Here is a 26108-nt window from a genome sequence, read left to right as displayed (position 1 = left end):
GTGCATGGTGGCGGGCGTGTCGCCGAACTGGCAAGACGAGCTGGGTACTTTGCTCACTCGCACACTCACCGGCTCAGTCCAGCGCACCGTCGGCGCTCGCATTTGAATAAATCAGGGTCGACTGTTTAGGTTGAGTCATTGGCGGAGACAGCCTCCCCCGGGGAAGAAGCCCGAGAACTATCGTTCAACGCTCCATGTCGACAGAGGGTCTGGTTTTCACAACCTCTCGCGATTGCACCGAGGTAGTCCGTTGCTTGTCCTGACGCGCTGCCTCACGTTGAACCCGAGGCCAGACCTCTTTGAAGTACGCCGATTCGCTGATGAACCGCAGGATGTGCTTGGCCAGTTCCCGGTCCTCCGGGACATCGGATTCCTGCAGCGCATTCTTGATGCGGCCCCAGGCCTGGAAAGCCCCGCCGTGGCTGCGCTCGTAGCTTGCACCCGACTTGACCTGCTGCTCGGCACGTCGGCTCAACCGCCCATCCTGCCACGCCTTCAGCTGCCAGATGCGTTCATCCCGGCGGTTCGCCCCGCGCGAGGCTTGGCGCGTCGCCTCAGCCTCCACGCCCAGTTCCCGCAACTTCTCCGCAAAGGTCTCGCGCCAGCGGTGCAGGTCGGTCTTGCGCGGGTTCAGTCGCTTGCCGTCGATCGACTCGGCCTTCACGCTCAGGTGCACGTGCGGGTTGGCCTGGTGCTCGTGCAGCACCATCACGTAGTGGTGATCCCTCAGCTCTCTTTTCGCGAACCCGCGCGCGGCCTTCAGCACGGTCTGCGCATCGGTGCCACGCGGCATCGACAGCATGATGTTGAAGGCTTCGCGCCGATGGCTTGTTTCCGGGATCAGCGATCCGCTGACGCGCCATTGATCGACCAAGTCGTGCATGGCCTCCTTGCCTTCCCGCACGACGCCCCTGTCGTCCTCCATGCGCAGCTGGCCGTTCTTGCAGATGTAGCGAAAGTGCGCCGCGATGGCGCCCATGCCCCTACCACCCCCGGTGACCTTCACCATCACCTGCGGTGCCCGCCGCATCACGGTGGCGGCGATGCGGTGACGAATCGTGGCCGCACTGGGCCGGTTCGGGGTGTTCAGGCGCGGCGTGGTTTCCGGCTTGACGATGCGGCTGGCCGGGTAGAACAGCCGCGCACCCCATTCCACCAGCACGCCGTCGATGGAGGGGCTGGTGGTCATTGGGGTCGCCGGGTTGCCCGCAGCTCGGCCACCAGCGCTGATGCCGTGTTGAGGTGGCGCCCGATGTCTTTGTTCAGCGTATCGATGCCGGCCTGATAACGGTCCAGTTCCTGCGACGCACCGGGCTTGACCATGTGCAAGATGCGCAGGTAGGCGCTGAGGTCGGTACTGATGACGGCCAGCCGGTTGGTGGAGGCCTGCAGCGCGGCCACGGCCTGGGCGTGGTTCCTGGGCGGCGGCGCCCCTTCAATGAGTGCGGCCACATAGATGCTCTTCGAGACATTGGCGGTGCGGGCCTGGTAGTTCATCAATGCGGCGTGTCCGGCTGGCAGGCGCAGAGTGACCTTGATCACCTGCTCCTCGCGCACATATTTCAAGGGTTTCGGGTCGGGCTTCTGATCGCCAGACTTCGGGGCAAGGTAGGCCAGCACGGCCTGGCGCACCAGGGCTGCCGGGGTCATCTGGTTCACCAGTGCGCGCGTTTGCAACGGCTCGCGCAAGCCGCGCAGGTCGATGGTCACCCGGTCACGCTGAGGCTTTCCCATGGCCTGCTTCGGCACTGACGGGTGTGGTTTCAGGCGTCAGCCGGGCTGCCAGCTCGGCGACACGCTGACGCAAGGCCGCCACCTGATCGTGGGGGAGGGCATCGATGCCACCTGACCGGTTCAGCCGCTGCAGCGCGGCATCCAGCCGCTCACAGAGCCCGCTGGCACGGGCCAATGACTGCGCCATCTTGTCCGGTCGCGGGAGTGTCCGTGTCGGCTTGTCAGCAGCGGGGGCACCCATCCGAGCCGTATCACGGAGACTGGCCACGGCTTCACGGGTGATCGGTTCCGTGCCAGCGACAAGGGCTGCCACCTGCTCGGGCTGCTCTTCATGCAGGCGGCTCAGCTCGTGGAGCGTGCGCGGGGACTCGCAGCGCCCGTCTCTGAGCGCCTGGTCCAGCACGGGTGGCAGGTCGAGCAGGGCCAGGTGGTGTGCCACCGTGCTCAGGTCCATGCCCAGCTGGCGGCCGACCTCGGCGTTGGATTCGCCGGCATCCACCCGTCGCCGGATGAACTGCGCCAGTTCGAGCGGGGAGAGGTTCTGCCGCTTCAGGTTCTCGGCCACCTGGTCGTAGGCATTGCGGGCCTCGACCGCGAAGATGACGGGCACCGTGGTCAGCCCGGCTTGAATGGCGGCGCGCCAGCGCCGGCTGCCAAAGCGAATCAGGTAGCGTCCCTTGTCGTTCCGGTCACTGACGACGATGGGCTGCAGCATGCCGCGCTGGGCGATGTCCTGCGCCAGCTCCTCGATCGCCTCCGGCGGAAATTCCTTGCGCGGGTTGTCCGGGTCTTCGTCCAGCTGGTCGATGGGCACCACCAACGCCAGGCCGGTCGGAACGGGTCTGCCCTCGAACAGGTTCAACTGGTCAAGGTTGATGCCTGGGGGCTTGCGATTGGCAAGGAAGTTGGTCAGTGAGCCCATGATTGATCGTCGAGAGTGACGACGACCACTCTAGGGGCCAACAAGGACTGGTTGCGTGCTGGATTCGGTTCGAATTCCAGCTGATGCCTTCCAGCCGTGAAAGTTGCGTAGTTGGCGATCAGCCAACAGTGCGCTTTTTTCAGTCCACTCGTTCGACAGGCTGTTGGCTTGTTTGGGTTGCTCCTATTGTCGATGTTGACTGTGCTACCGTTCCTCGCATGGAACGAATTGATGTGAAAACTGCTCCGGAAGCCACCCTGCTGGACAGGATCAAGATCCTTGCTGTTCAGGCAATGTTCTCGGACGATGAGTTGCTAGAGCAACTTGTACTCAAGGGCGGAAATGCTATGGCGCTGGTACATCAAGTCAGCGCGCGTGCCTCTGTTGATCTGGATTTTTCTTTGAAGCAGGACTTTGGCGACGATGTCGCTGGAGCGGAGGCCCGCATCCGCAAAGCTTTGACCGAGACCTTTCGTGCCAATGGGTTTGAAGTGTTCGACTTTCGAATGCTCGAGAAGCCGCGAGCAATCTCAGAAGACATGCGGCACTTCTGGGGTGGCTACGCTGTCGAGTTCAAACTTGCGAGCGGTGAGGTGTTTGCCGCGCATCACGACGACTTTGAGGTCTTGCGCCGACGGGCTGTGAACCTTGGACTTGGTACCAAGTTCTTGATTGACATCAGCCGCTTCGAGTATGTTGATGACAAACGCCAGGTCGACTTTGACGGCTACATGATCTACGTGTATTCGCCGGAGATGATTGTTTGCGAGAAGCTTAGGGCTATATGCCAACAGATGCCCGAGTACGGGCCGTTTATCAAGCGGGATCGTGCGGGAAGCGCTCGCCCTCGAGATTTCGTAGACATCTTTGTACTGATGGATGTGCTCAAGCTGGACTTGTCGACGGAGAAGGTGGCCCAGATCTTGAGGACGATGTTCGAGGTCAAGAAGGTGCCACTGGCTTTTCTTGGCAAAGTGGCAGAGGTGTATGACTTTCACAATGCCGGCTTTGCTGCAGTAGAGGCAACCGTCTCGCCCGAGTTCGACCTCAGGGAGTTTCGCTTCTACTTCGACTACACCCTGACCCTGATCCAAGCACTAAAACCCACTTGGGACGTGTAGTCGCCAGGATTGGTCGTAGCGCGTGTCTTTCATTTCATGCGCCAGATAGAAGTCGTACTCCATCGAAAGTCGTCTCACCAGATCAATCTGACTTGACTTGTAGTCTGCGCGTTGAAGGTAGTAACCAACGGCTTGGTGATAGGGGTAGAGGAACCTAAGCTTCTGCAGCATGGCCACCAGCTTGTTAATGGACACTCGGTCTTTTGCCATTCTGTATGCCTTGGCAACCTCATAGACCCCGCCCGCATACACCGGCCGTACGGTGATGTCTATCAAGGTTCGCTCAATACTCGTCAGCCGACCTTTGACTTCAGCCCCGCTTTCGTCCGTCATCATTTCCGCGATGACACCCAGGTGACCGGTATCAGCGCCGTTCAGCAAGAAGATTTTCTTGTCTTCATGTTCCACCCAATTGTTCGATGATCGCGCTGGTTTTTGGAAAGCGGTATCTATCGCCGCCTGACTGATCTCAGTCTCACGCGAACTTTCAACTTGGGTGGTTCGCTCGTCAGTGAGGTATATGGACTTGGGTGATTGCTCAGTCAGACCATGCGCTCGCATTGCCGTGTAGTGGCTAAAGTGCAGGTCTTTTTTGAGACCGAGCAGTATGGCCAGCAAGGGCGCGTGATCCCACACATAGCACTTCTCTTCCCGTTGCGGAAAGCGGAAAACATACTGCTTGAGCTTTGAGTGCTTCAGTAGAAATTCGACAAAACGCTCGGCTGTTGTGTTTTGCGCTAGACGCCAGAAGCCTCGTTGCTCCGAGAGGATTGCGTAAACCTCTCGCGGCTTAAGGACTCGACTAGGAAGCTCGTCGAAGTACCGAACGATATCCGGCTTGGCGATCTGGATGCGTGCGCGACTCATCCCTCGGGTCGAGGTCACAACCTCACGCATCGTTGTACTTAGCAGCATTCATGCTGCTAAGTATGACATTCATCAAGCTGGATCACAAGCACAGGCTTATTTTCTTCATGTAGATCTCTTTTTGTCATGTGCTATGCAGCGTTTACGCTGCATAGCATAATGATTCTTTGGAATTCTGTCAACCACCTGTGCTTTGATCCAAGGCCAAACATGAGCCTCTAGTGAGGGGAATCAAGCACTCTGTCTAAGACAGCTATCAAGCAACAGGGTTACTCTTGCAATCTTGTTCAGATGTTGTTATGCTATGAAGCGTATACGCTTCATAGCACAATATATCTTCGCTATAAAGTCTGTTCTGAGGGTGCCGTCGTAATAATGGCTAGACACCAAGAAGAGACGCATCGACTAAAACCGCAACCTTCTCCTACGCGCCACGTCACACCTCGCAGACAACTCGAAGCTTGTCCAGGTAATCCGCCCAGGCCTGCAACATCGTTCGCCGCTGTTCCACGAACTCCGTCCGGTTGTACGCCCTGCCCAGACTGTCGCGCACCGAGTGCGCCAGCTGCGCCTCGATCACGTCTGGGCTGAAGCCCAGGCGCTCGTGCAGCATGGTCCTGGCCGTCGCTCTGAACCCGTGGCCTGTAACTTCATCGGCCGGAAAGCCCATGGCGCGCAAAGCGGCATTGATAGTGTTCTCGCTCATCGGGCGGTGGTGGTGCCGCTCACCGCGAAACACCATCTTGGCATGGCCGGTCAGTTGGTGCAGGTCGCGCAGCACGGCCACCGCCTGACGGGGCAGCGGCACCAGGTGTGGCGCGCCTTGCTGCTTCTCGCGCAGCTCGCGCTTCATGCGCACCGAGGGCACAGTCCAAAGCGCTGCGTCCAGTTCGATCTCGGGCCACTCTGCAAAGCGCAGTTCCCCTGGCCGCAGCAACAGCATCGGCGCCAGCTTCAGCGCCGCACGGACCACCGGCGTGGCGGCATAGGCATCGCAGGCGCGCAGCAGTTCGCCGAAGCGCTTGGGGTCGGTGATGGCCGGGAAGTGCTGGGGTTCGGGCCTGCGCAGTGCGTCTTTCAGGTCGCGCGCCGGGTTGACGGTGCTGCGCCCCGTGGCGATGGCATAGCGAAAGATCTGCCCGCAGCTCTCCAGTGCGCGGTGGGCGGTCTCGATCACGCCGCGCGCCTCGATGCGCCGCAGCACCTCCAGCAACTGGGTCGGTGTGATGCCGATCACCGGCGCGCTGCCGACGTAGGGAAACACGTCGTTCTCCAGCCGGGCGATGACCTTCTCCGAATAGCCCTGCGCCCAGCCGCCGCGACGGACCTCGAACCACTCGCGGCCCACTTCTTCAAACGAATTGATGGGTGGCAGGCCTTGTTGCTGCCGCTTCTCAGCCTCGATGGCCTTGGCGTGCACGACACGCTGCGCCTTGCGCTCCTGGCTTGGGTCCTGGCCGTCAGCCACCTTCTCACGCGCTGCATCGGCCTTGCGCCGCGCAATCGCCAGCGTCGTGGAGGGATAGGTGCCGAGCGAGAGCGTCTTGCGCCGCCCTTCGAACGTGTAGTCCAGCCGCCAGCCGTGCGCACCCCCCTTTACAAAGAGCAGCAGGTACAGACCATCACCGTCCGTCAGCCGTTTGCGCGGATCACCGCTGCGCACGGCCTTGATGGTGGCATCCGAGGGAATGAGGTAGCGGGCCATGGCAGTAACTTTCTGGCCCGAAACAGCGATCAGGCCGGTTACTGCGGAAGTTACTGCGCAAGTGGGAAGAACTCAAGGAATTTCCCGAGACGCCCTGGGACAAGAAAAAAGCCCTTGAGCGTTGATTCTCAAGGGCTTTTAAGATTTTCTGGGACGTCCTGGGACGACTCAAAACAGTAACTTGGTGGCCTGGGACGGAATCGAACCATCGACACGCGGATTTTCAATCCGCTGCTCTACCAACTGAGCTACCGGGCCAAGAGCTCTCGATTATAGCAGCAGTTTCTGCGCTCCGGATCAAAGCGCGTTCCGCTTGCTGCGGGCCAGGTCCACGCCCAGTTGCTTGAGCTTGCGGTAGAGGTGGGTGCGCTCCAGCCCGGTTTTTTCGGCCACGCGGGTCATGGAGCCCGACTCCTTGGCCAGGTGGTACTCGAAATAGGCTTTCTCGAACTCGTCGCGCGCCTCGCGCAACGGGCTGTCGAGGTTGAACGACTGCTGCGACTGCGGCCCGATGTCGAGCACCATCTCCGGCAGGGTGCCACCGGTCATGGCGGCCTCCACCGTCAGCTCGGCCGGCGGAATCGCCAGGCCACCCGGCTTCTGTGCCACGGGTGCGGAAGGCTTGAGGGCCGGCTTGTTCAGTCCGACATCCACCGCCTTGAGCAGCTTCTGCAGGGTGATGGGCTTTTCAAGGAAGGCTGTGGCGCCGATGCGCGTGGCCTCGACGGCGGTGTCGATGGTGGCGTGGCCACTCATCATGATCACCGGCATGGTCAGCAATCCGGTGCTGGCCCACTCCTTGAGCAGCGTCACGCCATCGGTGTCGGGCATCCAGATGTCCAGCAGCACCAGGTCCGGGCGCAACTGGGTGCGGACGCTGCGGGCCTGGGCGGCGTTCTCGGCCAGTTCGACCGTGTGTCCCTCATCGTTGAGGATCTCGGACAGCAGGTCGCGGATGCCCAGCTCGTCGTCTACCACCAGAATAGTTGCCATGGTGCGCTTCGGTTCCCTCGGAATATGTTGTCAATTTGCAACTGCGAATGATAACGACACTTGGGCCCCTGTCACCCGGTTCTCGCTGACGCGGTTGCTGATGTCGACGCGACCGCCATGTTCTTCCATGATCTTGCGCACCACGGCCAGCCCCAGCCCCGTGCCCTTGGACTTGGTGGTGACGTAGGGCTCGAAGGCGCGTTTGAGGATGTGCTCGGCAAAACCCGGCCCCTGGTCGATCACCGACAGCCGCACCCAGGGCCCGCTGTCGGCCCGGCGCGTGCGCAGCAGCACCGTGGCGTCCGACTGGCCGCCCATCGCGTCCTGGGCGTTCTGCACCAGGTTGTGCAGGATCTGCCGCACCTGCTGCGGGTCGGCCAGGACGGGCGGCAGGTCGTCGGCCAGCTCGGTGCGCACCGGCACCGCGGCGTGGTCGTACAGCACCAGGATGTCCTTGATCAGCGCATTGAGGTCGGTCGGCAACAGTTGCGCCGCCGGCAGCCGCGCGTAGTCGCGGAACTCGTTGACCAGCCGCTTCATCGCGTCGACCTGGTCGACGATGGTGCGCACCGACTTGTTGAGGATGGTCTGCTCGGCCGGTGGCACCTTGCCTTCGAGCTTCATCGCCAGCCGTTCGGCCGAGAGCTGGATCGGCGTCAGCGGGTTCTTGATCTCGTGCGCCAGCCGCCGCGCCACGTCGCCCCAAGCCTGGGCACGCTGCGCCGACACCATCTCGGACACGTCGTCGAACACCAGCAGCCGCTCGTTGTTGGGCAGCAGCGCGCCGCGCGCGATCAGGGTGATGCCGTCGTTGTTCGGTGTGCTGCCCGGCAGGCCCAGCTCGAACGACTGCTGCCAGTGACCGCCCTCGCGCGGCGACTCATCGGAGAGGAAGCGCTCGAACTCCTGCAGCACGCCGACGCCAAAGGTTTCCAGACCAGGCACCTCGTTCAAGGTGTGACCCAGGTACAGGCCCAGCGGCTTGCGCAGGATGCGTGCCGCACCCGGATTGACGCTGCGCAGGTGACCCTGCTCGTCCAGCACGGCCACGCCGGCCGTCAGGTTGTCCAGGATGGTCTGCAGGTTGTCGCGCGCGGCGTCGACCTGCTGCATGCTGCGCTGCACCGCCGACCGCGCATCCGACAGTTCCTGCGTCATGTTGGCGAAGGTGCGCGTCAGGCCCGCCAGCTCGTCCTTGGAAGTCAGCGCCGACTTGGGCGAGAGGTCGCCCTGCGCCACCTCGCGCATGCCCTCGGCCAGCACCAGCAGGGGCCGCACCATCTGGTTGCCCAGCACCACCGCCAGCAGCACCGCCCCGAACACCGACAGGAACAGCGCCAGCGTGAGCGTACCGATGTACATGCGCCGCAGGCCCTCGCGGCCCAGCGCCCGCTCCTGGTACTCGCGGTTGGCCACCTGCACCGCCAGCGCATCGGTCACCAGCGCCGCGGGCAGCGGCACCGTCACCTGCAGGTAACGCGGCTCATCGTCCAGCCCGAAGCCCGGAGCGCTGACCAGGGCCAGCACCTTGATGCGCGCCTGCACCGAAGCCGGGGCCGCGCCAGCGGCATCTCCCGCCTCGGCGCTCTCTTCCAGCCCCTCGACCTGCGCCACCACCCGGTTGGCCCGCACGGTCCGCAGCACCGCCAGCGGCGGCCGGCTCGGCGTGAAATCAAAGCGCGAAGCCCCGGCGGTGGCCAGCGCCTGACCGGCGCCGCTCCAGAGAATCAGGTCGCTGGCACCCAGCTGGTTGCGCAGGCGCTCCATCGCCAGCACCGCCGACGAGTTCGGCAAACGGGCCAGTTCCTCGGCGGCCACGCGGGTCTTGCCGCTGACGTCGGCACTCAGCGTGTCCAGCGTCGTGCGGCCCAGGTTCAGGCCCGCGGCCAGCGCCGACTCCACACGCACGTCGAACCAGCTCTCGATCGAGCGCGCCACGAACTGGTACGACACGGCGTAGATCAGCACCCCGGGCAACACGCCCACCAGGCCGATGATGGCCGCCAGCTTGAGCAGCAGCCGGCTGCCGAAACGCCCCATGCGGTAGCGCATGAACAGCCGCACCGCCAGCCAGACGATGATCAGCGCCAGCAGCACCGCCACCCCGACGTTCACCGCCGCCAGCCAGCCGAAGTTCTGTTCGTAGAACGCGCGGTTGCGGGTGGCCAGGGTGAGCAGGAACAGCAACACCATGCCCAGTCCGGCCATGAAGACCAGGGCGACGACCAGGGCCCAGCGCCGCCGCCGGGCCGTCTTTTGGTCGGCGCGGACCTCGGGGCCCAGGTCGGTGGCGGCCGACATCAGCGCACCTCGGGCACCATCGCCGCGCCTTCGGGCTCGTTGCGGGACGGCACTTCCAGCGAGCGTTGCACCTCGACGTCCCAGCCCGGCTGGTTGGCCATGCCGATCTGGAAGGGACGCGGCAGCAGCGACAGATCCAGCCGGAACCGCCACTGGGCGGTGTAGCGCACCCCATCCTCCAGCCGGCCCGGCTCGGCGATCGGCCAGCCGGCCACCCGGCTCACGCCCGCCAGCGCATCGGCCAGCGTGTCGTGGTTCTGGTGCAGGGGGTACTGGATGCCGGCCGCCGGCGTGCCGGGGCTGTCGGAGGAGTAGCTCACACGCCAGCGCCGGGTCAGGGGCTGGTAGGCCAGGCGCACGGTGCGGGTCACCTGGCTGATGCGCTTGTCGGTCCAGTACCAGCGCTCGCGCACCACGTCGGCCTGCCAGACAAAGTAGATTGGCACGCCCTTGAGCAGGGCATCTTCCACCGCCGGCGACGGCTCCAGGCCCAGCCGGACCGAGAGCTGCGCCCCGTCGCCAGACCGCTTCAGGGTGCTCTGCAGCACCTCGGGCTCGCGGGCGAGGGCCGGCAACAGCGACAGCGCCAGCAGCAGCCCCAGCAGCCAGCCGGACCACTGGCGAACACCGCGGCGGACGGCTGCCCCGGGGGCCATGCCTTCAGTCCAGCCTTTTGTCCAGGCGCGCGTAGTAGAAGCCGTCGTATCCACCCGAGGCATTGTCGTTGAACTCCCCATGGCCAACGACATTGCCCGGCAGCAAATGCCCCACAACAGGGACATGGCGGGCGTCGGTGTGGCGCTCAAGGAACGCGGCCACCTGGTCCTGCCCCTCGGCCTTGAACACCGAGCAGGTGCCATACAGCAGCCGGCCGCCGGGTTTGAGCAGCGGCCAGAGCGTGTCCAGCAGACGGCGCTGGATGGCCGCCAGCTGATCGACATCGCTGGCCCGGCGCAGCCAGCGCACATCGGGGTGGCGCCGGACAATGCCCGAGGCGGTACAGGGCGCGTCCAGCAGGATGGCGTCGAACGGCCGCCCGTCCCACCAGGCGGCAGGCTCGCCGGCATCGGCCGCCTTCACCTCGGCGCGCAGTCCCAGCCGCTGGAGGTTGTCGTGGATGCGGTCACAGCGGCGCGGGTCGACATCCAGTGCCAGCAGGTCCAGGTCGGCGCGCTCCAGCAGGTGGGCGGTCTTGCCCCCGGGTGCGGCGCAGGCGTCGAGCACGCGGTCCGCCGGCGCCCAGTCGCGGCCGTCCAGCAGCAATTCCGCCGCCAGTTGCGCGGCACCGTCCTGCACCGAGCACAGGCCCTGGGCAAAACCGGGCAGGCGCTCCACCGGCTGCGGCGTCGCCAGCACCACCCCATCGGTACCCGTCGGCGTCGCGGCAATGCCCGCGGCAGAAAGCTGGCCCAGGTAGTCGTCGCGCGACACCAGGCGGCGGTTCACCCGCAGGAACATCGGCCCGGGCCGGTTGTTCGCCGCCAGGATGGTTTCCCACTGCGCGGGGTGGTCGCGCTGCAGCCGCTCGACCCACCAGCGCGGGTGGTTCCAGACCGCGGCAGGTTCGCGCCGGGCCTGCGCCAGCAACGCCGGCGCTTCCCGCAGGTAGCGCCGCAGGCAGGCATTGAGAAAGCCCGACTGCATGCGCGTGTCGCGGTCGCGCTTGGTGACCTCGATCGCCTGGTCGACCAGGGTGTGTGGCGGGTAGTCGCGGCCCTCGCCGTCGCCGATCAGCAAGGCCAGCGCCGTGTGCAACAGGGCCTGCACCGGCGGTGCCGGCGGCCGGCGGGCCAGCAACGAGGCCACCGCGCGCGCCGTGCCCAGATGCCGCAGCACCTGGAACGACAGCGCCTGCACGCCGGGGCGCAGACCCGCCGCGACCTGCGGCAGAACCTCGGACAGCGAGCGCCCCTGCTCCACGGCCAGCACGCAGCGTGCGACCTGGTGCAGTTGTTCGGACAAGGGTGGCGCCAGACGGGCCGGCGCAGAAGGAGGAGATGACAAAGTGTTCAAAATGGTCAGGTGCCAGGTTCAGCCCAGGGTCCAGCCCGGAGCCACCACCCCTGCAGGCACCGCGGGCGTGGTGCCGCCGCGGGGCCTGTCGGGATCGCCGTTGCGCTCCAGCGGCAGCGGCTCCATGCGCCGGCCGTAGATCCGGCGCACGCGCTCTTCCAGTGACGGGTGGGAATCGAACCAGTGTGCCACGCCGCCCTGCTCGGTCCCCACCAGCAGCAGGTGCTGCACCACCGAACCGACGCGGCGCGACTCGACGCCATCGTTCCACTGGGTCATCACCTTGCGCAGCACGCCGCCCAGCCCGTCGCGGCTGCGCGTCCATTGCACCGCCCGCGCGTCGGCCAGGAACTCGCGCTGGCGCGAGACCGCCGCCTGCAGCGCGTGCCCCGCGACCCAGCCCAGCCAGCCGGCCGCCATCAGGGCCAGGCCCAGCACCGCCAGCACCGGACTGCGGTCCTCCCGCACATCGGAGGGCACCAGATCCTGGCCCATGCGAAACAGCATCTCCAGCCCGAACACCATGCCCACCAGCCGCATGTTCAGGCGCGTGTCGCCTTCCCGGATGTGGCTGAACTCGTGGGCCACGAGGCCCTGCAGCTCTTCGCGGGTGAGGAACTCCAGCGCGCCGCTGGTGACCGCCACCACCGCGTCGTCCTCGTCCCAGCCGGCGGCGAAGGCGTTGATGCCCAGATCGCGTGCCATCACCATGGCCGCTGGCCGCTTCATGCCGGCGGCGATCGCCATCTCGTCGACGATGTGGGCGAAGCGCCGTTCCTCGAAATGGGTGCCCGGCTGCGCCAGCCGCGCGCCCATCTGTTCGGCCAGTGCCTGTCCGCCCTTGGACAAGCGTGAGGTTTCGACCCACCAGCCCCCGAGCACGAACAGCAACGTGACCGCCGTGTTGACCTCGAAGAAGTAGCGCGGATAGCCCGCGCCGGGCACCCAGAAGCTCCAGCACACGCCGACCGCCAGCGCCAGCGCCGCGTTGACCGCGATCACCAGCAACAGCACCGTCAGGCCGAACGCCAGCAGCAGCCGCAGCGTGCGGCCGCGCGCCTCGCGCTGTGACTCAAAGATCAGCACGGCGGATCGCGCAGGTCAGGATGACAAACCTCAGAACGCGACCTTGACCGGTTGCCGCTCGGCCTCGCTCGAGGTGGACGCGAGCATGGGCAGGGTCTGGAAGTTGAAGAGCCGCGCCACGATCAGCGTCGGAAACTGCGCCGCGGCGTCGTTGAGTTCGAGCACATGGTCGTTGTAGGCCTGGCGCGCAAAGCCGATGCGGTTCTCGGTGCTCGCGAGTTCCTCGCTGAGCTCGCGCATGGTCTGGTCGGCCTTGAGTTCGGGGTAGGCCTCGGCCACGGCAAACAGGCGCCCCAGTGCGCCACCGAGCACCTGCTCGGCGCCACCGAGTGCCCCGATGGCCCCCGCGTTCAGCGGACTGGCGGCGGCCGACTGTTCGGCACTGTGCGCCTGGTTGCGGGCCGCGATCACGGCTTCGAGCGTCTGGGCCTCGTGCGCCAGGTACTTGCGCGCGACCTCGACCAGGTTGGGGATCAGGTCATAGCGCCGTTTGAGCTGCACGTCGATCTGACCGAACGCATTGGCGATCGCATTCTTGAGCCGCGTCAGGCGGTTGAAGGCGCCGATGGCCCAGAACACCACCAGCAACACCACGACCAGCAGGATCCACGAAACAGGTGACATCTTCAAACCTCCATCGGACGACAGTCGCCGGACACCGCCGGCGGGCGCTGGGCAATATAGCCCAAGGCCCCGACATGCCCAATGGTGCGCGCCGCCGCACACAAAAAAAAGCGCCCCCGGTCTGACGACCGGGGGCGCTGGCAGGTCGGACGGAAGTCCGGGCCGAAGGCTTATTCGGCCGACTCGCCGGTACCGGCGGCTTCTGCCTGGTCAGCGGCCAGCGACAGGGCGTCGGCCTCGGCGATGGCACGGCGCTCTTCGTCGTCCATCTTTTCCTTGACCTTGCGGGCTTCGTGATAGGCCATGCCGGTGCCTGCGGGGATCAGGCGGCCGACGATGACGTTTTCCTTCAGGCCACGCAGTTCGTCGCGCTTGCCCATGATGGCGGCCTCGGTCAGCACACGGGTCGTTTCCTGGAAGGAAGCGGCCGAGATGAACGAGTCGGTCGACAGCGAGGCCTTGGTGATACCCAGCAGCACGTTGCTGTAGGTCGCCGGGATCTTGCCGTCGGCGCGCAGGGCGTCGTTGGTGTTGAGGATCTCCGAACGCTCGACCTGCTCGCCGGCGATGTAGCTCGAATCACCGACGCTGTCGACAACCACGCGACGCAGCATCTGGCGAACGATCACCTCGATGTGCTTGTCGTTGATCTTCACACCCTGGAGTCGGTACACGTCCTGCACTTCGTCCACGATGTAGCGCGACAGTTCCTCGATGCCCAGCAGGCGCAGGATGTCCTGCGGATCGGCCGGGCCGTCGACCACGCTCTCGCCCTTGTTGACCACCTGGCCTTCGTGCACCAGGATGTTCTTTTCCTTGGGGATGAGCTCGTCCCAGATCTTGCCTTCCGGATCGGTGATCTGCAGGCGGACCTTGCCCTTGGTTTCCTTGCCGAACGACACGGTGCCGGTCATCTCGGCCAGCATGCCCTTGTCCTTCGGACTGCGGGCTTCGAACAGCTCGGCCACCCGCGGCAGACCGCCGGTGATGTCGCGCGTCTTCTGGCCTTCGACCGGGATGCGGGCCAGCACGTGGCCGGGGCCCACTTCCTGGCCGTCGCGCACTTCCAGCAGGGCGCCGATCTGGAAGCCCACCGTCACCGAGTGGTCGGTGCCGGGGATCTTCACTTCCTGGCCCTGGCCGTCGAGCAGCTTGACCAGCGGACGCACCACCTTGGCGGAGCCGCGGTGCTTCGGATCGATCACCACCAGCGAGGACAGACCGGTCACGTCGTTGACCTGCTTGGCCACCGTCAGACCTTCTTCCACGTTCTCGAACTTCACCTGACCGGCGAATTCCGTGATGATGGGTCGGGTCAGCGGATCCCAGTTGGCGAGGATCGCACCGGCCTTGATCGTCTGGTCGGCCTTGACCGCCAGGATCGCGCCGTACGGCACCTTGTGGCGCTCGCGCTCACGGCCGTGCTCGTCGTGGATGATGATTTCGCCGGAACGGGCAATCACCACCAGCTCGCCCTTGCTGTTGGTCACGTAGCGCATCGTGGCGTTGAAGCCGATCACGCCCGCCGACTTGGCTTCCACGCTGGAGGCCACCGCCGCACGCGAAGCCGCACCACCGATGTGGAAGGTACGCATGGTCAGCTGCGTGCCCGGTTCACCGATGGACTGGGCGGCGATCACACCGACGGCTTCGCCGATGTTCACCAGGCCGCCACGGCCCAGATCGCGGCCATAGCACTTGCCGCAGATGCCGAAGCGGGTCTCGCAGGTCAGCGCGGTGCGGACCTTGACTTCGTCCACGCCAGCCGCTTCCAGCTCGTCGAGCATGTCTTCGTCCAGCAGCACGCCGGCCGCGATCAGCGGATTGCGCGTCTCGGGGTGGATCACTTCCTCGGCCGTGGTGCGACCCAGGATGCGGTCGCGCAGCGACTCGATCACTTCACCGCCTTCGACGATGGCGCGCATCAGCGTGCCATTGGTCGTACCGCAGTCTTCCTGGTTCACCACCAGATCCTGCGTCACGTCCACCAGACGGCGGGTCAGGTAACCCGAGTTGGCCGTCTTCAGCGCCGTGTCCGCCAGACCCTTACGGGCACCGTGGGTGGAGATGAAGTACTGCAACACGTTCAGACCTTCACGGAAGTTCGCCGTGATGGGGGTCTCGATGATGGAGCCGTCGGGCTTGGCCATCAGGCCGCGCATGCCGGCCAGCTGGCGGATCTGGGCCGCGCTACCGCGGGCACCGGAGTCGGCCATCATGTAGATCGAGTTGAACGACTCCTGGTCCACTTCCTTGCCGTGGCGATCGATGGTCTTCTGCTTGGCCAGCTGGGCCATCATGACCTTGGAGATCTCGTCACCAGCCTTGCCCCAGATGTCCACCACCTTGTTGTAGCGCTCGCCGGCGGTCACCAGACCGGAGGCGTACTGCTGGGCGATTTCCTTCACCTCGGCTTCGGAGCGTTCGATGATGCCGGCCTTTTCCTTGGGCACCAGCATGTCGTCCACCGCGATCGAGATGCCGGCGCGGGTGGCCAGGCGGAAACCGTTCTGCAGCAGCTTGTCGGCGAAGACCACGGTCTCCTTCAGACCGCACTTGCGGAACGAGACGTTGATCAGCTTGGAGATTTCCTTCTTCTTCAGCGCCTTGTTCAGCACTTCGAACGGCAGGCCCTTGGGCAGGATCTCGGACAGCAGCGCGCGGCCGACCGTCGTGTCGACCAGGGTCACATAGGGCGTGAACTCGCCGGTTTCCTTGTTCTTGTTCCACTGGGTCAGACGCACGCTGATCTTGGCGGTGATCTCGACCACACCGCTGTCCAGCGCGCGCTGCAGCTCGGCGAGGTCGGCAAAGATCATGCCTTCGCCCTTGCCGTTGATGCGCTCGCGGGTGGCGTAGTACAGACCCAGCACCACGTCTTGCGACGGCACGATGGAGGGTTCGCCGTTGGCCGGGAACAGCACGTTGTTGGAGGCCAGCATCAGGGTGCGGGCTTCCAGCTGGGCTTCCACCGACAGCGGCACGTGAACGGCCATCTGGTCACCGTCGAAGTCGGCGTTGAAGGCCGCGCAGACGAGCGGGTGCAGCTGGATCGCCTTGCCTTCGATCAGGATCGGCTCGAAAGCCTGGATGCCCAGACGGTGCAGCGTGGGCGCGCGGTTCAGCAGAACCGGGTGCTCCTTGATGACCTCTTCCAGGATGTCCCAGACCACCGGCGTGCCGGATTCGACTTCCTTCTTCGCCGCCTTGATGGTGGTGGCGATGCCCATGGCTTCCAGGCGCGAGAAGATGAAGGGCTTGAACAGTTCCAGGGCCATCAGCTTGGGCAGGCCGCACTGGTGCAGCTTGAGCGTCGGGCCGACCACGATGACCGAACGGCCCGAGTAGTCGACGCGCTTGCCCAGCAAGTTCTGGCGGAAACGACCGCTCTTGCCCTTGATCATGTCGGCCAGCGACTTCAGGGCGCGCTTGTTGGCGCCCGTCATGGCCTTGCCACGGCGGCCGTTGTCCAGCAGCGAGTCCACGGCTTCCTGCAGCATCCGCTTTTCGTTGCGGGCGATGATTTCAGGGGCCTTGAGTTCGAGCAGGCGACGCAGACGGCTGTTGCGGTTGATGACGCGGCGGTACAGGTCGTTCAGGTCGGAGGTCGCGAAGCGGCCGCCGTCCAGCGGCACCAGCGGACGCAGGTCCGGCGGCAGCACGGGCAGCACATCCAGCACCATCCACTCGGGCTTGATGCCCGACTTCTTGAAGGCTTCCAGCACCTTCAGGCGCTTGGCGTTCTTCTTGATCTTCAGCTCGGAGCCGGTCAGGTCGTTGCGCAGCTTCTCGATCTCGATGTCGAGGTCGATCGACTCCAGCAGTTCCTTGATGCCCTCGGCGCCCATCTTGGCGATGAACTCGTCACCGTATTCCTTGCGCTTGGCGTCGTAGTCCTCCTCGGACATGATCGCGAACTTCTTCAGCGGGGTCATGCCGGGATCGACGATCACGTAGGCTTCGAAGTACAGCACGCGTTCGATGTCGCGCAGCGTCATGTCGAGCACCAGGCCCAGACGCGACGGCAGCGACTTCAGGAACCAGATGTGGGCGCAGGGCGCGGCCAGGTCGATGTGACCCATGCGTTCGCGGCGCACCTTGGTCTGCGTGACTTCCACGCCGCACTTCTCGCAGATCACGCCGCGGTGCTTCAGGCGCTTGTACTTGCCGCACAGGCATTCGTAGTCCTTGATGGGACCAAAAATCTTGGCGCAGAACAGGCCGTCGCGTTCGGGCTTGAACGTGCGGTAGTTGATGGTTTCCGGCTTCTTGACTTCACCGAAGGACCAGGAGCGGATTTTTTCCGGCGAGGCCAGGCCGATGCGGATCGCATCGAAATGTTCGTCGGGCGTGAACTGCTTGAACAGGTCGAGCAAGGATTTCATGAAATGCTTTCCTTTTCTTCAGTGAATCAGGAGCGGTCCAGCTCGATATCGATACCGAGCGAACGGATTTCCTTGACCAGCACGTTGAACGATTCCGGCATGCCGGCTTCGATCGCGTGCTCGCCCTTGACGATGGACTCGTACACCTTGGTACGGCCCTGCACGTCGTCGGACTTGACGGTGAGCATTTCCTGCAGGATGTAGGAAGCGCCATACGCTTCCAGCGCCCACACTTCCATCTCACCGAAACGCTGGCCACCGAACTGCGCCTTGCCGCCCAGCGGCTGCTGGGTGACGAGCGAGTACGGGCCGGTCGAACGGGCGTGCATCTTGTCGTCGACCAGGTGGTGCAGCTTCAGGTAGTGCATGTAGCCCACCGTGGTCACGCGCTCGAAGGCGTCGCCGGTGCGGCCGTCGTACAGCTGGGCCTGGGTGCGCGTCGCGGTCAGGCCCTTGGCCTTGGCGATGTCGTCCGGGTAGGCCAGCTTGAGCATGTCCATGATTTCCTGTTCGGACGCGCCGTCGAACACGGGCGAGGCGAACGGAACGCCGCTGGTCAGCTCCTGCGCCATCACGCGCAGCTCGTTGTCGGACAGGTTGGACAGCTCTTCCTTGCGGCCGGTGCCGTTGTAGATCTGTTCCAGGAAGCCGCGGATCTCGGTCGTTGCGGCTTCGCGCTGCAGCATGTCGCCGATGCGCTGGCCCAGGCCCTTGCCGGCCCAGCCCAGGTGGACTTCGAGCACCTGACCGATGTTCATGCGCGAAGGCACGCCCAGCGGGTTCAGCACGATGTCGACCGGCGTACCATCGGCCAGATGGGGCATGTCTTCCACCGGGGTGATCTTGGAAACCACACCCTTGTTGCCGTGGCGGCCGGCCATCTTGTCGCCGGGCTGCAGGCGGCGCTTGACCGCCAGGTAGACCTTGACCATCTTGAGCACGCCCGCGGGCAGCTCGTCGCCCTGCGTGAGCTTCTTGCGCTTCTCTTCGAAGGCGAGGTCGAAGCTGTGACGGGTCTGCTCCATGGAGTTCTTGATCGACTCCAGCTGGGCGGCCACGTCGTCTTCCGCCGGGCGGATGTCGAACCAGTGGTACTTCTCGACGTCGTCCAGGTAGGCCTTGTCGATCTTGGTGCCCTTGGACAGCTTCTTCGGACCGCCGTTGGCGATCTTGCCGGTCAGCAGCTTCTCGATCCGGTCAAAGGCGTCGGCCTCGACGATGCGCAGCTGGTCGTTCAGGTCTAGGCGGAAGCGCTTGAGCTCGTCGTCGATGATCTGCTGGGCGCGCTTGTCGCGCGTGATGCCTTCGCGGGTGAAAACCTGCACGTCGATCACGGTGCCTTGCGAGCCCTGGTCCACACGCAGCGAGGTGTCCTTCACGTCGGAAGCCTTCTCGCCGAAGATGGCGCGCAGCAGCTTCTCTTCCGGCGTCAGCGTGGTCTCGCCCTTGGGCGTGACCTTGCCGACCAGCACGTCGCCAGGCAGCACTTCGGCGCCCACGTAGATGATGCCGGAGTCGTCCAGGCGGTTAAGCTGCTGCTCGGCCAGGTTCGGGATGTCGCGGGTGATTTCTTCGGCGCCCAGCTTGGTGTCGCGCGCCATCACCACCAGTTCCTCGATGTGGATCGAGGTGTAGCGGTCTTCGGCGACCACGCGTTCGGAGATCAGGATCGAGTCTTCGAAGTTGTAGCCGTTCCAGGGCATGAAGGCGATCAGCATGTTCTGGCCGATCGAGATTTCACCCAGGTCGGTCGAGGCGCCGTCGGCCACCACGTCACCCTTGCCCAGCTTGTCGCCCTTCTTGACGATCGGACGCTGGTGGATGTTGGTGTTCTGGTTGGAACGCTGGTACTTGATCAGGTTGTAGATGTCGACGCCGACTTCACCGGCCACGGCTTCGTCGTCGTTGACCCGGATCACGATGCGGGTCGCGTCCACGTAGTCAACCACACCACCACGGCGGGCGGTCACCACGGTGCCGGAGTCGATCGCGGCGACGCGCTCGATGCCGGTGCCGACCATCGGCTTCTCGGGGCGCAGCACGGGCACGGCCTGGCGCGACATGTTGGCGCCCATCAGTGCGCGGTTGGCGTCGTCGTGCTCCAGGAAGGGCACCAGGGAAGCGGCCACCGACACGATCTGCGCGGGCGACACGTCCATGTACTGGATGGTGTCGGCCGGGGTCAGGATGGATTCACCCTTTTCACGGGCGGAAATCAGGTCACCGGTCAGCTTGCCTTCCTTGTCCAGGGCCGCATTGGCCTGGGCAATGACGTACTTGCCTTCTTCGATGGCCGACAGGTAGTCGATCTGGTTCGTGACCTTGCCATCGACCACGCGGCGGTACGGCGTTTCGATGAAACCGTACTCGTTCAGGCGGGCGTACAGGGCCAGCGAGTTGATCAGACCGATGTTCGGGCCTTCGGGCGTTTCAATCGGGCAGACGCGGCCGTAGTGGGTGACGTGCACGTCGCGCACTTCGAAGCCGGCGCGCTCGCGGGTCAGACCGCCCGGGCCAAGGGCCGACACGCGGCGCTTGTGGGTGATCTCGGCCAGCGGGTTGGTCTGGTCCATGAACTGCGACAGCTGGGACGCACCGAAGAACTCCTTGAGGGCCGCGGAAATCGGCTTGGAGTTGATCAGGTCGTGCGGCATCAGCGGCTCTTGCTCGGCCTGGCCCAGACGTTCCTTGACGGCCTTCTCGATACGCGCCAGACCGGTGCGGTACTGGTTCTCGGCCAGTTCGCCGACGCAGCGCACGCGGCGGTTGCCCAGGTGGTCGATGTCGTCGACTTCACCGCGACCATTGCGCAGGTCGACCAGGATCTTGACCACGGCCAGGATGTCGTCGTTGGACAGCACCATCGGGCCGGTGGATTCGTCGCGGCCCACGCGGGCGTTGAACTTCATGCGGCCCACGCGCGACAGGTCGTACGTGTCCGGGTTGTAGAACAGGCGGTGGAACAGGGCCTGCACGGCGTCTTCGGTCGGCGGCTCGCCGGGGCGCATCATGCGGTAGATGGCCACGCGGGCAGCGAACTCGTCGACGGTTTCGTCGGCGCGCAGGGTCTGGCTGATGTAGGCGCCCTGGTCGAGTTCGTTGGTGTAGATGCAGGGCAGTTCCTGCACGCCGGCCAGGCGCAGCTTCTTCAGCAGCGCTTCGGTCAGCTCGTCGTTGGCCTTGGCGATGATTTCGCCGGTGTCGGCGTCCACCACGTTCTTGGCGACCACGCGGCCGATCAGGAAGTCTTCGGGCACGCTGATGTGCGTGGTGCCGGACTGTTCCAGTTCACGGGTGTGGCGTGCGGTGATGCGCTTGTCCTTGGCGACAACGACCTTGCCCGACTTGTCGGTGATGTCGAAACGGGCCACTTCGCCGCGCAGGCGCTCGGACACGAAGGCCAGCTGGGCGCCACTGTCCATCAGGCGGAAGTGGTCGTTGACGAAGAAGTTCGCCAGGATGGTTTCCGGCGTCAGGCCGATGGCCTTGAGCAGGATGGTGACCGGCATCTTGCGGCGGCGGTCGACGCGGAAGAACAGCACGTCCTTCGGATCGAATTCGAAATCCAGCCAGGAACCGCGGTAAGGAATGATCCGGGCCGAGAACAGCAGCTTGCCCGAGCTGTGCGTCTTGCCCTTGTCGTGTTCGAAGAAGACACCGGGCGAGCGGTGCAGCTGCGACACGATCACGCGCTCCGTGCCGTTGATGATGAAGGAGCCCTTGTCGGTCATCAGGGGCACTTCGCCCATGTAGACCTCTTGCTCTTTGACTTCCTTGACCACCTTGGACTGCGAGGTCGACGACTCGCGGTCATAGATGATCAGCTGCACGCGGGCGCGCACAGCCGAAGCGAAGGTCAGACCACGGGTCTGGCACTCGCGCACGTCGAACGCCGGCTTGGCCAGGTTGTACTCGACGAACTTCATCTCGACAAAACCGTTGTGCGAGACGATGGGGAAGGCGGCTTCGAAGGCGGCCTGCAGGCCTTCGGCGGTGCGCTTCTTGGGCGCGGTATCGGCCTGCAGGAACGCGGTGTAGGCGTCCTTCTGCATCTGCAGCAGGTAGGGGATCGCGAGCACGTTCTCGCGGCTGCCAAAGCTCTTGCGGATGCGCTTGCGTTCGGTGTATGAGTATTTCGATGCGGATGCCATGAGATCTCCGGGCTTGAGGTCTGCGGCGACTGATCGGTCATTCCGGCGCGCAAGGCGGCGGGTGACGTTCTTGGCGGCAGGCCACTACCTGCCGTTGGCGGACGACCCACGCATTGCACGCGGGCCCGGACCAAGTGGTCTTCTGCAGTCGGGGTCAGAAGACACTCAAAAACAGGGTGGATTCACTGCGAAGCCACGGAGCTTTTGGGTGCGCTCTGAAAGCACCAAAGGCTGGAGGCCCTTTCGAGCACTCCAGCCCCTGACCAGAACCGAATTACTTGAGTTCGGCCTTGGCGCCGGCTTCCACCAGCTTCTTGACGGCGGCTTCGGCGTCGGCCTTGGCAATGCCTTCCTTGACGTTCTTCGGAGCGCCGTCGACCAGGTCCTTGGCTTCCTTCAGACCCAGACCGGTGATTTCGCGCACGGCCTTGATGACGGACACCTTGTTGGCGCCGGCTTCGGTCAGGACGACGTTGAATTCGGTCTTTTCTTCGGCAGCAGCAGCGGCACCACCACCAGCAGCGGCCGGAGCGGCCATGGCGGCGGCGGACACGCCGAACTTCTCTTCAATGGCCTTGACCAGGTCATTGAGTTCCATGACGGTCATGCTGTCCAGCGCCGTCAGAAATGCGTCTTTATCGAATGCCATTTTGATTTCCTAACAATTGGTTAAACGAACTGACTGCGCCTTCAGGCGGCAGCAGCTTCAGCTTCTGCTGCCGGAGCGGCAGCGCCTTCGCCTTTTTTGGCCGCCAGGGCACCCAGCACCACTGCGGTGCGGGAGATCGGCGACTTCAGCAAGCCACACAGCTGGGCCAGCAGCACTTCCTTGGAAGGGATGCTTGCGAGCTGCTTCACGCCATTGACGTCCAGGACTTTGCCGCCGTAGACACCTGCGCGAATCACCAGCTTGTCGTTGGTTTTCGCGAACTCGGCCACCACCTTGGCGGCGGCCACAGCGTCTTCGGAGAAGCCATAGATCAGCGGACCGGTCATCTGGTCACCGGCCACTTCAAACGGGCTGCCAGCCACAGCACGGCGGGCCAGGGTGTTCTTCAGAACACTCAGGCTGACACCATTGCTGCGAGCGTTGACGCGCAGTTTGTCCATGGCAGCGACCGTGATGCCGCGGTATTCCGCCATCACGAGCGTTTGAGCTTTTGCGGCGAGGCTGGTCACTTCGGAAATGACCGCTTCTTTCTCACTGCGATTCAGACTCAAGGTCTACTCCTTCAATGTGCTTCGGGCGGGAGCCCTCCACACGCTTCATTGCAGCGACCAACTGTTTCGGGAACCGGGTTCCATCTGCAGCGGGATCGCCATCTGCGTTGGCTTTTCGCAATTAAGTGCTTCGGACCCCGAAAGATCGTCGACACGCCAACGGTCTTGGATGGCCCCACCTCCCAGCCTTGCGGCCGGCGGGCGGGCCCACCACACCCAGGCCACCGAAGTGACCCGGGAATCTCTTGCGATTACGCCGAGATGGACTGGGTGTCCACGCGGACGCCCACACCCATGGTCGACGACACCGCCACCTTGCGCAGGTAGACACCCTTGCTGGTGGCCGGCTTGGCCTTGTTCAGTGCATCGACCAGAGCGGCCAGGTTGCCCTGGAGCTTGTCGGCGTCGAACGAGCGGCGGCCGATCGTGCCGTGCACGATACCGGCCTTGTCCACGCGGAACTGCACCTGACCGGCCTTGGCGTTGCGCACAGCCTGGGCGACGTCGGGCGTCACGGTGCCGACCTTGGGGTTGGGCATCAGGCCACGGGGACCCAGCACCTGACCCAGGGTACCGACCACGCGCATCGCATCCGGAGATGCGATCACGACGTCGAAGTCCATCTTGCCGCCCTTGATTTCGGCAGCCAGATCGTCCATGCCGACGATGTCGGCACCGGCGGCCTTGGCTTCTTCGGCCTTGGCGCCCTGGGCGAACACAGCCACGCGCTTGGTCTTGCCGGTGCCGTTGGGCATCACGACAGCACCGCGCACCACCTGGTCGGACTTCTTGGCGTCCACGCCCAGCTGGATGGCCACATCGATGGACTCATCGAACTTGGCGTTGGCGCATTCCTTGACGATCGCCAGAGCGTCCGTCAGGGCGTACAGCTTGTTGCTGTCAACCTTGCCTTCGAAGGCCTTTTGTTTCTTGGTCAGCTTGGCCATCTCACACGCCCTCCACGATCACGCCCATCGAACGGGCGGAGCCGGCGATGGTCTTGACGGCTGCATCGATGTCGGCAGCGGTCATGTCCTTCATCTTGGTCTTGGCGATTTCTTCCAGCTGAGCGCGGGTGATCTTGCCGACCTTCTGCTTGTTGGGCACCGGAGAGCCCTTGTCCAGCTTGATGGCCTTCTTGATGAGGGTCGTCGCCGGGGGGGTCTTGATGATGAACGTGAAGCTCTTGTCCGCGAAGGCGGTGATCACCACCGGCAGCGGCAGACCGGGCTCGACGCCCTGGGTCTGGGCGTTGAACGCCTTGCAGAACTCCATGATGTTCAGACCGCGCTGACCCAGCGCCGGACCGATCGGGGGAGAGGGGTTGGCCTTACCAGCTGGCACTTGCAGCTTGATGAAGCCGACGATTTTTTTCGCCATATTTCAGCTCCTGCGAGTGCAAACGGCTGCAGACATTGCAGCCTCCTCGCGGTTGAAACCCGGAAAGGACAAAGACCGCAGGCGCCGGGTTGATCCGCCTGCGATCCGAAAGGATCAGGTCTTCTCGACCTGGCTGAATTCGAGCTCCACCGGGGTGGCGCGACCGAAGATGGTCACCGACACGCGCAGCTTGTTCTTCTCGTAGTTGACTTCTTCGACCGTGCCGTTGAAGTCAGTGAACGGGCCTTCCTTGACGCGGATGTACTCGCCAACCACGAACTCCACCTTGTGGCGGGGCTTGTCGGTGCCTTCCTGCATCTGGTTGACGATCTTCTGAACGTCTTCCTCGGAAATCGGGGCCGGACGGTTCTTGGCGCCGCCAACGAAACCAGTCACTTTGTTGGTGTGCTTGACCAAGTGCCAGGACTCATCGTCCATCACCATTTCCACTAGCACATAGCCGGGGAAGAACTTGCGTTCGGTGGTGCGCTTCTGGCCATTCTTGACCTCAACCACCTCTTCGGTCGGCACCAGGATACGACCGAATTTGTCCTGCATGCCAGCGCGGTTGATGCGCTCGACGATGTTGCGCTCGGCCGCCTTTTCCATGCCCGAATAGGCATGCACCACGTACCAGCGCATGCCTTCGGTCGGCGTTCCCAGCAGGCTATTCGTTTCGCTCATTACTTTCTCCAGCCCAGGATCAGGTCATAGAACAGCCATTCGACCGTCTTGTCGGTGAGCCACAGGAACAGCGCCATGATGACCACAAAGGCAAACACGTAGGCCGTCATCTGGATCGCTTCCTTGCGGGAAGGCCAGACCACCTTGCGCGTTTCGCGCCAGGCCTCGCGACCGAAAGCCACCAGCTGGCGCCCCGGCTCGGACACACCAAACACCGCCACAGCAGCCACCACGCCAACAATCAGCGCAGCCCACTGGGCCAGGGCACCCTTGCCGGACAGCAGGTAAAACGCGACAAAAGCGGCCAGCAGCAGCCCGGCAGCAGCCGCCAGCTTGGCCTTGTCGGCGCCGGTATTGACGGTTTGAACTTCGGAAGTGGCCATGGGTTTCAGAGGATTCTTGACTTTCTGGGATCTCAGGGAACAAAGACCCCAGACACGCAAGCCCACCAGAAGCCTTGAGACTTCGGTGGGCCTGAAAACCACCCGACGAACAGCACCGGAAAACCCGGCTTCAAGCGTTCTGTCTGGTGGCAGGGGCAGTAGGAATCGAACCTACAACCTTCGGTTTTGGAGACCGACGCTCTGCCAATTGAGCTATACCCCTACTGGCTGGTGCCCCTCAGAGGGCTTTTAGGCAATGATCTTGGCAACCACGCCGGCGCCGACGGTACGGCCGCCTTCGCGGATGGCGAAACGCAGACCTTCTTCCATGGCGATCGGGGCGATCAGCTTGACCGTGATCGACACGTTGTCGCCAGGCATGACCATTTCCTTGCCTTCAGGCAGTTCGATGGCGCCGGTCACGTCCGTCGTGCGGAAGTAGAACTGCGGGCGGTAGTTGTTGAAGAACGGCGTGTGACGGCCACCTTCGTCCTTGGACAGCACATACACCTCACCGGTGAAGTGCGTGTGCGGCTTG

The 26108-nt window shown here is 64.0% G+C and carries 21 protein-coding genes and 2 tRNA genes; 1 reads left to right on the top strand and 22 read right to left on the bottom strand.

Features of this window, described 5'->3' with window-relative positions; all coding sequences use genetic code 11:
- Positions 1-184 precede the first annotated feature (184 nt).
- The 3 genes from ACS5NL_RS22180 to ACS5NL_RS22170 are packed head-to-tail and all read right to left on the bottom strand — an operon-like array spanning position 185 to position 2656.
- On the bottom strand, positions 185-1189 hold the full coding sequence (locus ACS5NL_RS22180) for a relaxase/mobilization nuclease domain-containing protein (RefSeq protein ID WP_439356180.1): 1005 nt from the start codon (positions 1187-1189) through the stop codon (positions 185-187).
- Positions 1186-1710: a hypothetical protein gene (locus tag ACS5NL_RS22175; protein ID WP_439356179.1), complete on the bottom strand. Its 525-nt coding sequence runs from the start codon at positions 1708-1710 to the stop codon at positions 1186-1188. Before ACS5NL_RS22175 ends, ACS5NL_RS22180 begins: the two co-directional genes overlap by 4 nt.
- 4 nt (positions 1711-1714) lie before the next feature.
- On the bottom strand, positions 1715-2656 hold the full coding sequence (locus ACS5NL_RS22170; RefSeq protein WP_439356178.1) for a ParB/RepB/Spo0J family partition protein: 942 nt from the start codon (positions 2654-2656) through the stop codon (positions 1715-1717).
- A gap of 218 nt (positions 2657-2874) precedes the next feature.
- Between ACS5NL_RS22170 and ACS5NL_RS22165 the strand changes: the two genes are divergently transcribed.
- Positions 2875-3777, top strand: a complete 903-nt coding sequence (locus ACS5NL_RS22165; RefSeq protein ID WP_439356177.1) for a nucleotidyl transferase AbiEii/AbiGii toxin family protein — start codon at positions 2875-2877, stop codon at positions 3775-3777.
- Here ACS5NL_RS22165 and ACS5NL_RS22160 read toward each other — a convergent pair.
- From ACS5NL_RS22160 to ACS5NL_RS22070, 19 genes are all read right to left on the bottom strand, one after another.
- Positions 3754-4644: a type IV toxin-antitoxin system AbiEi family antitoxin domain-containing protein gene (locus ACS5NL_RS22160; protein WP_439356176.1), complete on the bottom strand. Its 891-nt coding sequence runs from the start codon at positions 4642-4644 to the stop codon at positions 3754-3756. The genes ACS5NL_RS22165 and ACS5NL_RS22160 overlap by 24 nt on opposite strands.
- A 436-nt stretch (positions 4645-5080) precedes the next feature.
- The gene (locus ACS5NL_RS22155) at positions 5081-6349 is read right to left on the bottom strand and encodes a tyrosine-type recombinase/integrase (protein ID WP_439356175.1); all 1269 of its coding nucleotides are present in this window, start codon (positions 6347-6349) and stop codon (positions 5081-5083) included.
- Positions 6350-6531: 182 nt separating this feature from the next.
- Positions 6532-6607: transfer RNA gene (locus ACS5NL_RS22150), tRNA-Phe, on the bottom strand.
- A gap of 39 nt (positions 6608-6646) precedes the next feature.
- Complete coding sequence (locus tag ACS5NL_RS22145; protein ID WP_439356174.1) at positions 6647-7342, bottom strand: response regulator; 696 nt, start codon at positions 7340-7342, stop codon at positions 6647-6649.
- 30 nt (positions 7343-7372) lie between these two features.
- A complete protein-coding gene (locus tag ACS5NL_RS22140) occupies positions 7373-9643 on the bottom strand; it encodes a sensor histidine kinase (RefSeq protein WP_439356173.1) in 2271 nt (756 codons plus the stop codon).
- Positions 9643-10299 (bottom strand): DUF4390 domain-containing protein, encoded by a 657-nt coding sequence (locus ACS5NL_RS22135; protein WP_439356172.1) that lies wholly within the window; start codon positions 10297-10299, stop codon positions 9643-9645. The genes ACS5NL_RS22140 and ACS5NL_RS22135 overlap by 1 nt, the downstream gene beginning before the upstream one ends.
- 4 nt (positions 10300-10303) lie before the next feature.
- Complete coding sequence (gene rsmB / locus ACS5NL_RS22130; RefSeq protein ID WP_439356171.1) at positions 10304-11605, bottom strand: 16S rRNA (cytosine(967)-C(5))-methyltransferase RsmB; 1302 nt, start codon at positions 11603-11605, stop codon at positions 10304-10306.
- Positions 11606-11674: 69 nt separating this feature from the next.
- On the bottom strand, positions 11675-12742 hold the full coding sequence (locus tag ACS5NL_RS22125) for a M48 family metalloprotease (protein ID WP_439356170.1): 1068 nt from the start codon (positions 12740-12742) through the stop codon (positions 11675-11677).
- Between the two features lie 30 nt (positions 12743-12772).
- Positions 12773-13366: a LemA family protein gene (locus tag ACS5NL_RS22120; protein ID WP_439356169.1), complete on the bottom strand. Its 594-nt coding sequence runs from the start codon at positions 13364-13366 to the stop codon at positions 12773-12775.
- Positions 13367-13536: 170 nt separating this feature from the next.
- Positions 13537-17751, bottom strand: a complete 4215-nt coding sequence (gene rpoC / locus ACS5NL_RS22115; RefSeq protein ID WP_439356168.1) for a DNA-directed RNA polymerase subunit beta' — start codon at positions 17749-17751, stop codon at positions 13537-13539.
- A gap of 26 nt (positions 17752-17777) precedes the next feature.
- Positions 17778-21902 carry a DNA-directed RNA polymerase subunit beta gene (gene rpoB, locus ACS5NL_RS22110; protein ID WP_439356167.1) on the bottom strand — a complete coding sequence of 1375 codons (4125 nt, stop codon included), beginning with the start codon at positions 21900-21902 and terminating at the stop codon, positions 17778-17780.
- Between the two features lie 274 nt (positions 21903-22176).
- Positions 22177-22551, bottom strand: a complete 375-nt coding sequence (rplL, locus tag ACS5NL_RS22105; RefSeq protein ID WP_411364804.1) for a 50S ribosomal protein L7/L12 — start codon at positions 22549-22551, stop codon at positions 22177-22179.
- 41 nt (positions 22552-22592) lie between these two features.
- Positions 22593-23123, bottom strand: a complete 531-nt coding sequence (rplJ, locus tag ACS5NL_RS22100) for a 50S ribosomal protein L10 (protein ID WP_439356166.1) — start codon at positions 23121-23123, stop codon at positions 22593-22595.
- A 251-nt stretch (positions 23124-23374) separates the two neighbouring features.
- Positions 23375-24070 (bottom strand): 50S ribosomal protein L1, encoded by a 696-nt coding sequence (gene rplA, locus ACS5NL_RS22095; RefSeq protein WP_439356165.1) that lies wholly within the window; start codon positions 24068-24070, stop codon positions 23375-23377.
- A 1-nt stretch (position 24071) separates the two neighbouring features.
- A complete protein-coding gene (gene rplK, locus ACS5NL_RS22090; protein WP_066160539.1) occupies positions 24072-24503 on the bottom strand; it encodes a 50S ribosomal protein L11 in 432 nt (143 codons plus the stop codon).
- A 114-nt stretch (positions 24504-24617) separates the two neighbouring features.
- Entirely contained in the window at positions 24618-25187 is a 570-nt protein-coding gene (gene nusG / locus ACS5NL_RS22085) for a transcription termination/antitermination protein NusG (RefSeq protein ID WP_411364801.1), read from the bottom strand.
- A complete protein-coding gene (gene secE / locus ACS5NL_RS22080) occupies positions 25187-25570 on the bottom strand; it encodes a preprotein translocase subunit SecE (RefSeq protein WP_439356164.1) in 384 nt (127 codons plus the stop codon). The genes nusG and secE overlap by 1 nt, the downstream gene beginning before the upstream one ends.
- Before the next feature lie 147 nt (positions 25571-25717).
- Positions 25718-25793, bottom strand: a tRNA-Trp gene (locus ACS5NL_RS22075).
- A gap of 26 nt (positions 25794-25819) precedes the next feature.
- Positions 25820-26108 (bottom strand): EF-Tu C-terminal domain-related protein (locus ACS5NL_RS22070; RefSeq protein WP_500684336.1); only part of this gene is annotated, 289 nt, incomplete at its 5' end.

The organism is Hydrogenophaga sedimenti (genome assembly GCF_051857515.1).
Classification (GTDB): domain Bacteria; phylum Pseudomonadota; class Gammaproteobacteria; order Burkholderiales; family Burkholderiaceae_C; genus Hydrogenophaga.
The sequence above is the reverse complement of the archived record's forward strand: the minus strand, read 5'-3'. Positions and strand labels throughout refer to the sequence as shown.

Coding starts and splice junctions, on each gene's coding strand:
- ACS5NL_RS22180 (WP_439356180.1), bottom strand. CDS start 1,189: ATGACCACCAGCCCCTCCATCGACGGCGTGCTGGTGGAATGGGGTGCG.
- ACS5NL_RS22170 (WP_439356178.1), bottom strand. CDS start 2,656: ATGGGCTCACTGACCAACTTCCTTGCCAATCGCAAGCCCCCAGGCATC.
- ACS5NL_RS22165 (WP_439356177.1), top strand. CDS start 2,875: ATGGAACGAATTGATGTGAAAACTGCTCCGGAAGCCACCCTGCTGGAC.
- ACS5NL_RS22160 (WP_439356176.1), bottom strand. CDS start 4,644: ATGAGTCGCGCACGCATCCAGATCGCCAAGCCGGATATCGTTCGGTAC.
- ACS5NL_RS22155 (WP_439356175.1), bottom strand. CDS start 6,349: ATGGCCCGCTACCTCATTCCCTCGGATGCCACCATCAAGGCCGTGCGC.
- ACS5NL_RS22145 (WP_439356174.1), bottom strand. CDS start 7,342: ATGGCAACTATTCTGGTGGTAGACGACGAGCTGGGCATCCGCGACCTG.
- ACS5NL_RS22140 (WP_439356173.1), bottom strand. CDS start 9,643: ATGTCGGCCGCCACCGACCTGGGCCCCGAGGTCCGCGCCGACCAAAAG.
- ACS5NL_RS22135 (WP_439356172.1), bottom strand. CDS start 10,299: ATGGCCCCCGGGGCAGCCGTCCGCCGCGGTGTTCGCCAGTGGTCCGGC.
- ACS5NL_RS22120 (WP_439356169.1), bottom strand. CDS start 13,366: ATGTCACCTGTTTCGTGGATCCTGCTGGTCGTGGTGTTGCTGGTGGTG.
- rpoC (WP_439356168.1), bottom strand. CDS start 17,751: ATGAAATCCTTGCTCGACCTGTTCAAGCAGTTCACGCCCGACGAACAT.
- rpoB (WP_439356167.1), bottom strand. CDS start 21,902: ATGGCATCCGCATCGAAATACTCATACACCGAACGCAAGCGCATCCGC.
- rplL (WP_411364804.1), bottom strand. CDS start 22,551: ATGGCATTCGATAAAGACGCATTTCTGACGGCGCTGGACAGCATGACC.
- rplA (WP_439356165.1), bottom strand. CDS start 24,070: ATGGCCAAGCTGACCAAGAAACAAAAGGCCTTCGAAGGCAAGGTTGAC.
- rplK (WP_066160539.1), bottom strand. CDS start 24,503: ATGGCGAAAAAAATCGTCGGCTTCATCAAGCTGCAAGTGCCAGCTGGT.
- nusG (WP_411364801.1), bottom strand. CDS start 25,187: ATGAGCGAAACGAATAGCCTGCTGGGAACGCCGACCGAAGGCATGCGC.
- secE (WP_439356164.1), bottom strand. CDS start 25,570: ATGGCCACTTCCGAAGTTCAAACCGTCAATACCGGCGCCGACAAGGCC.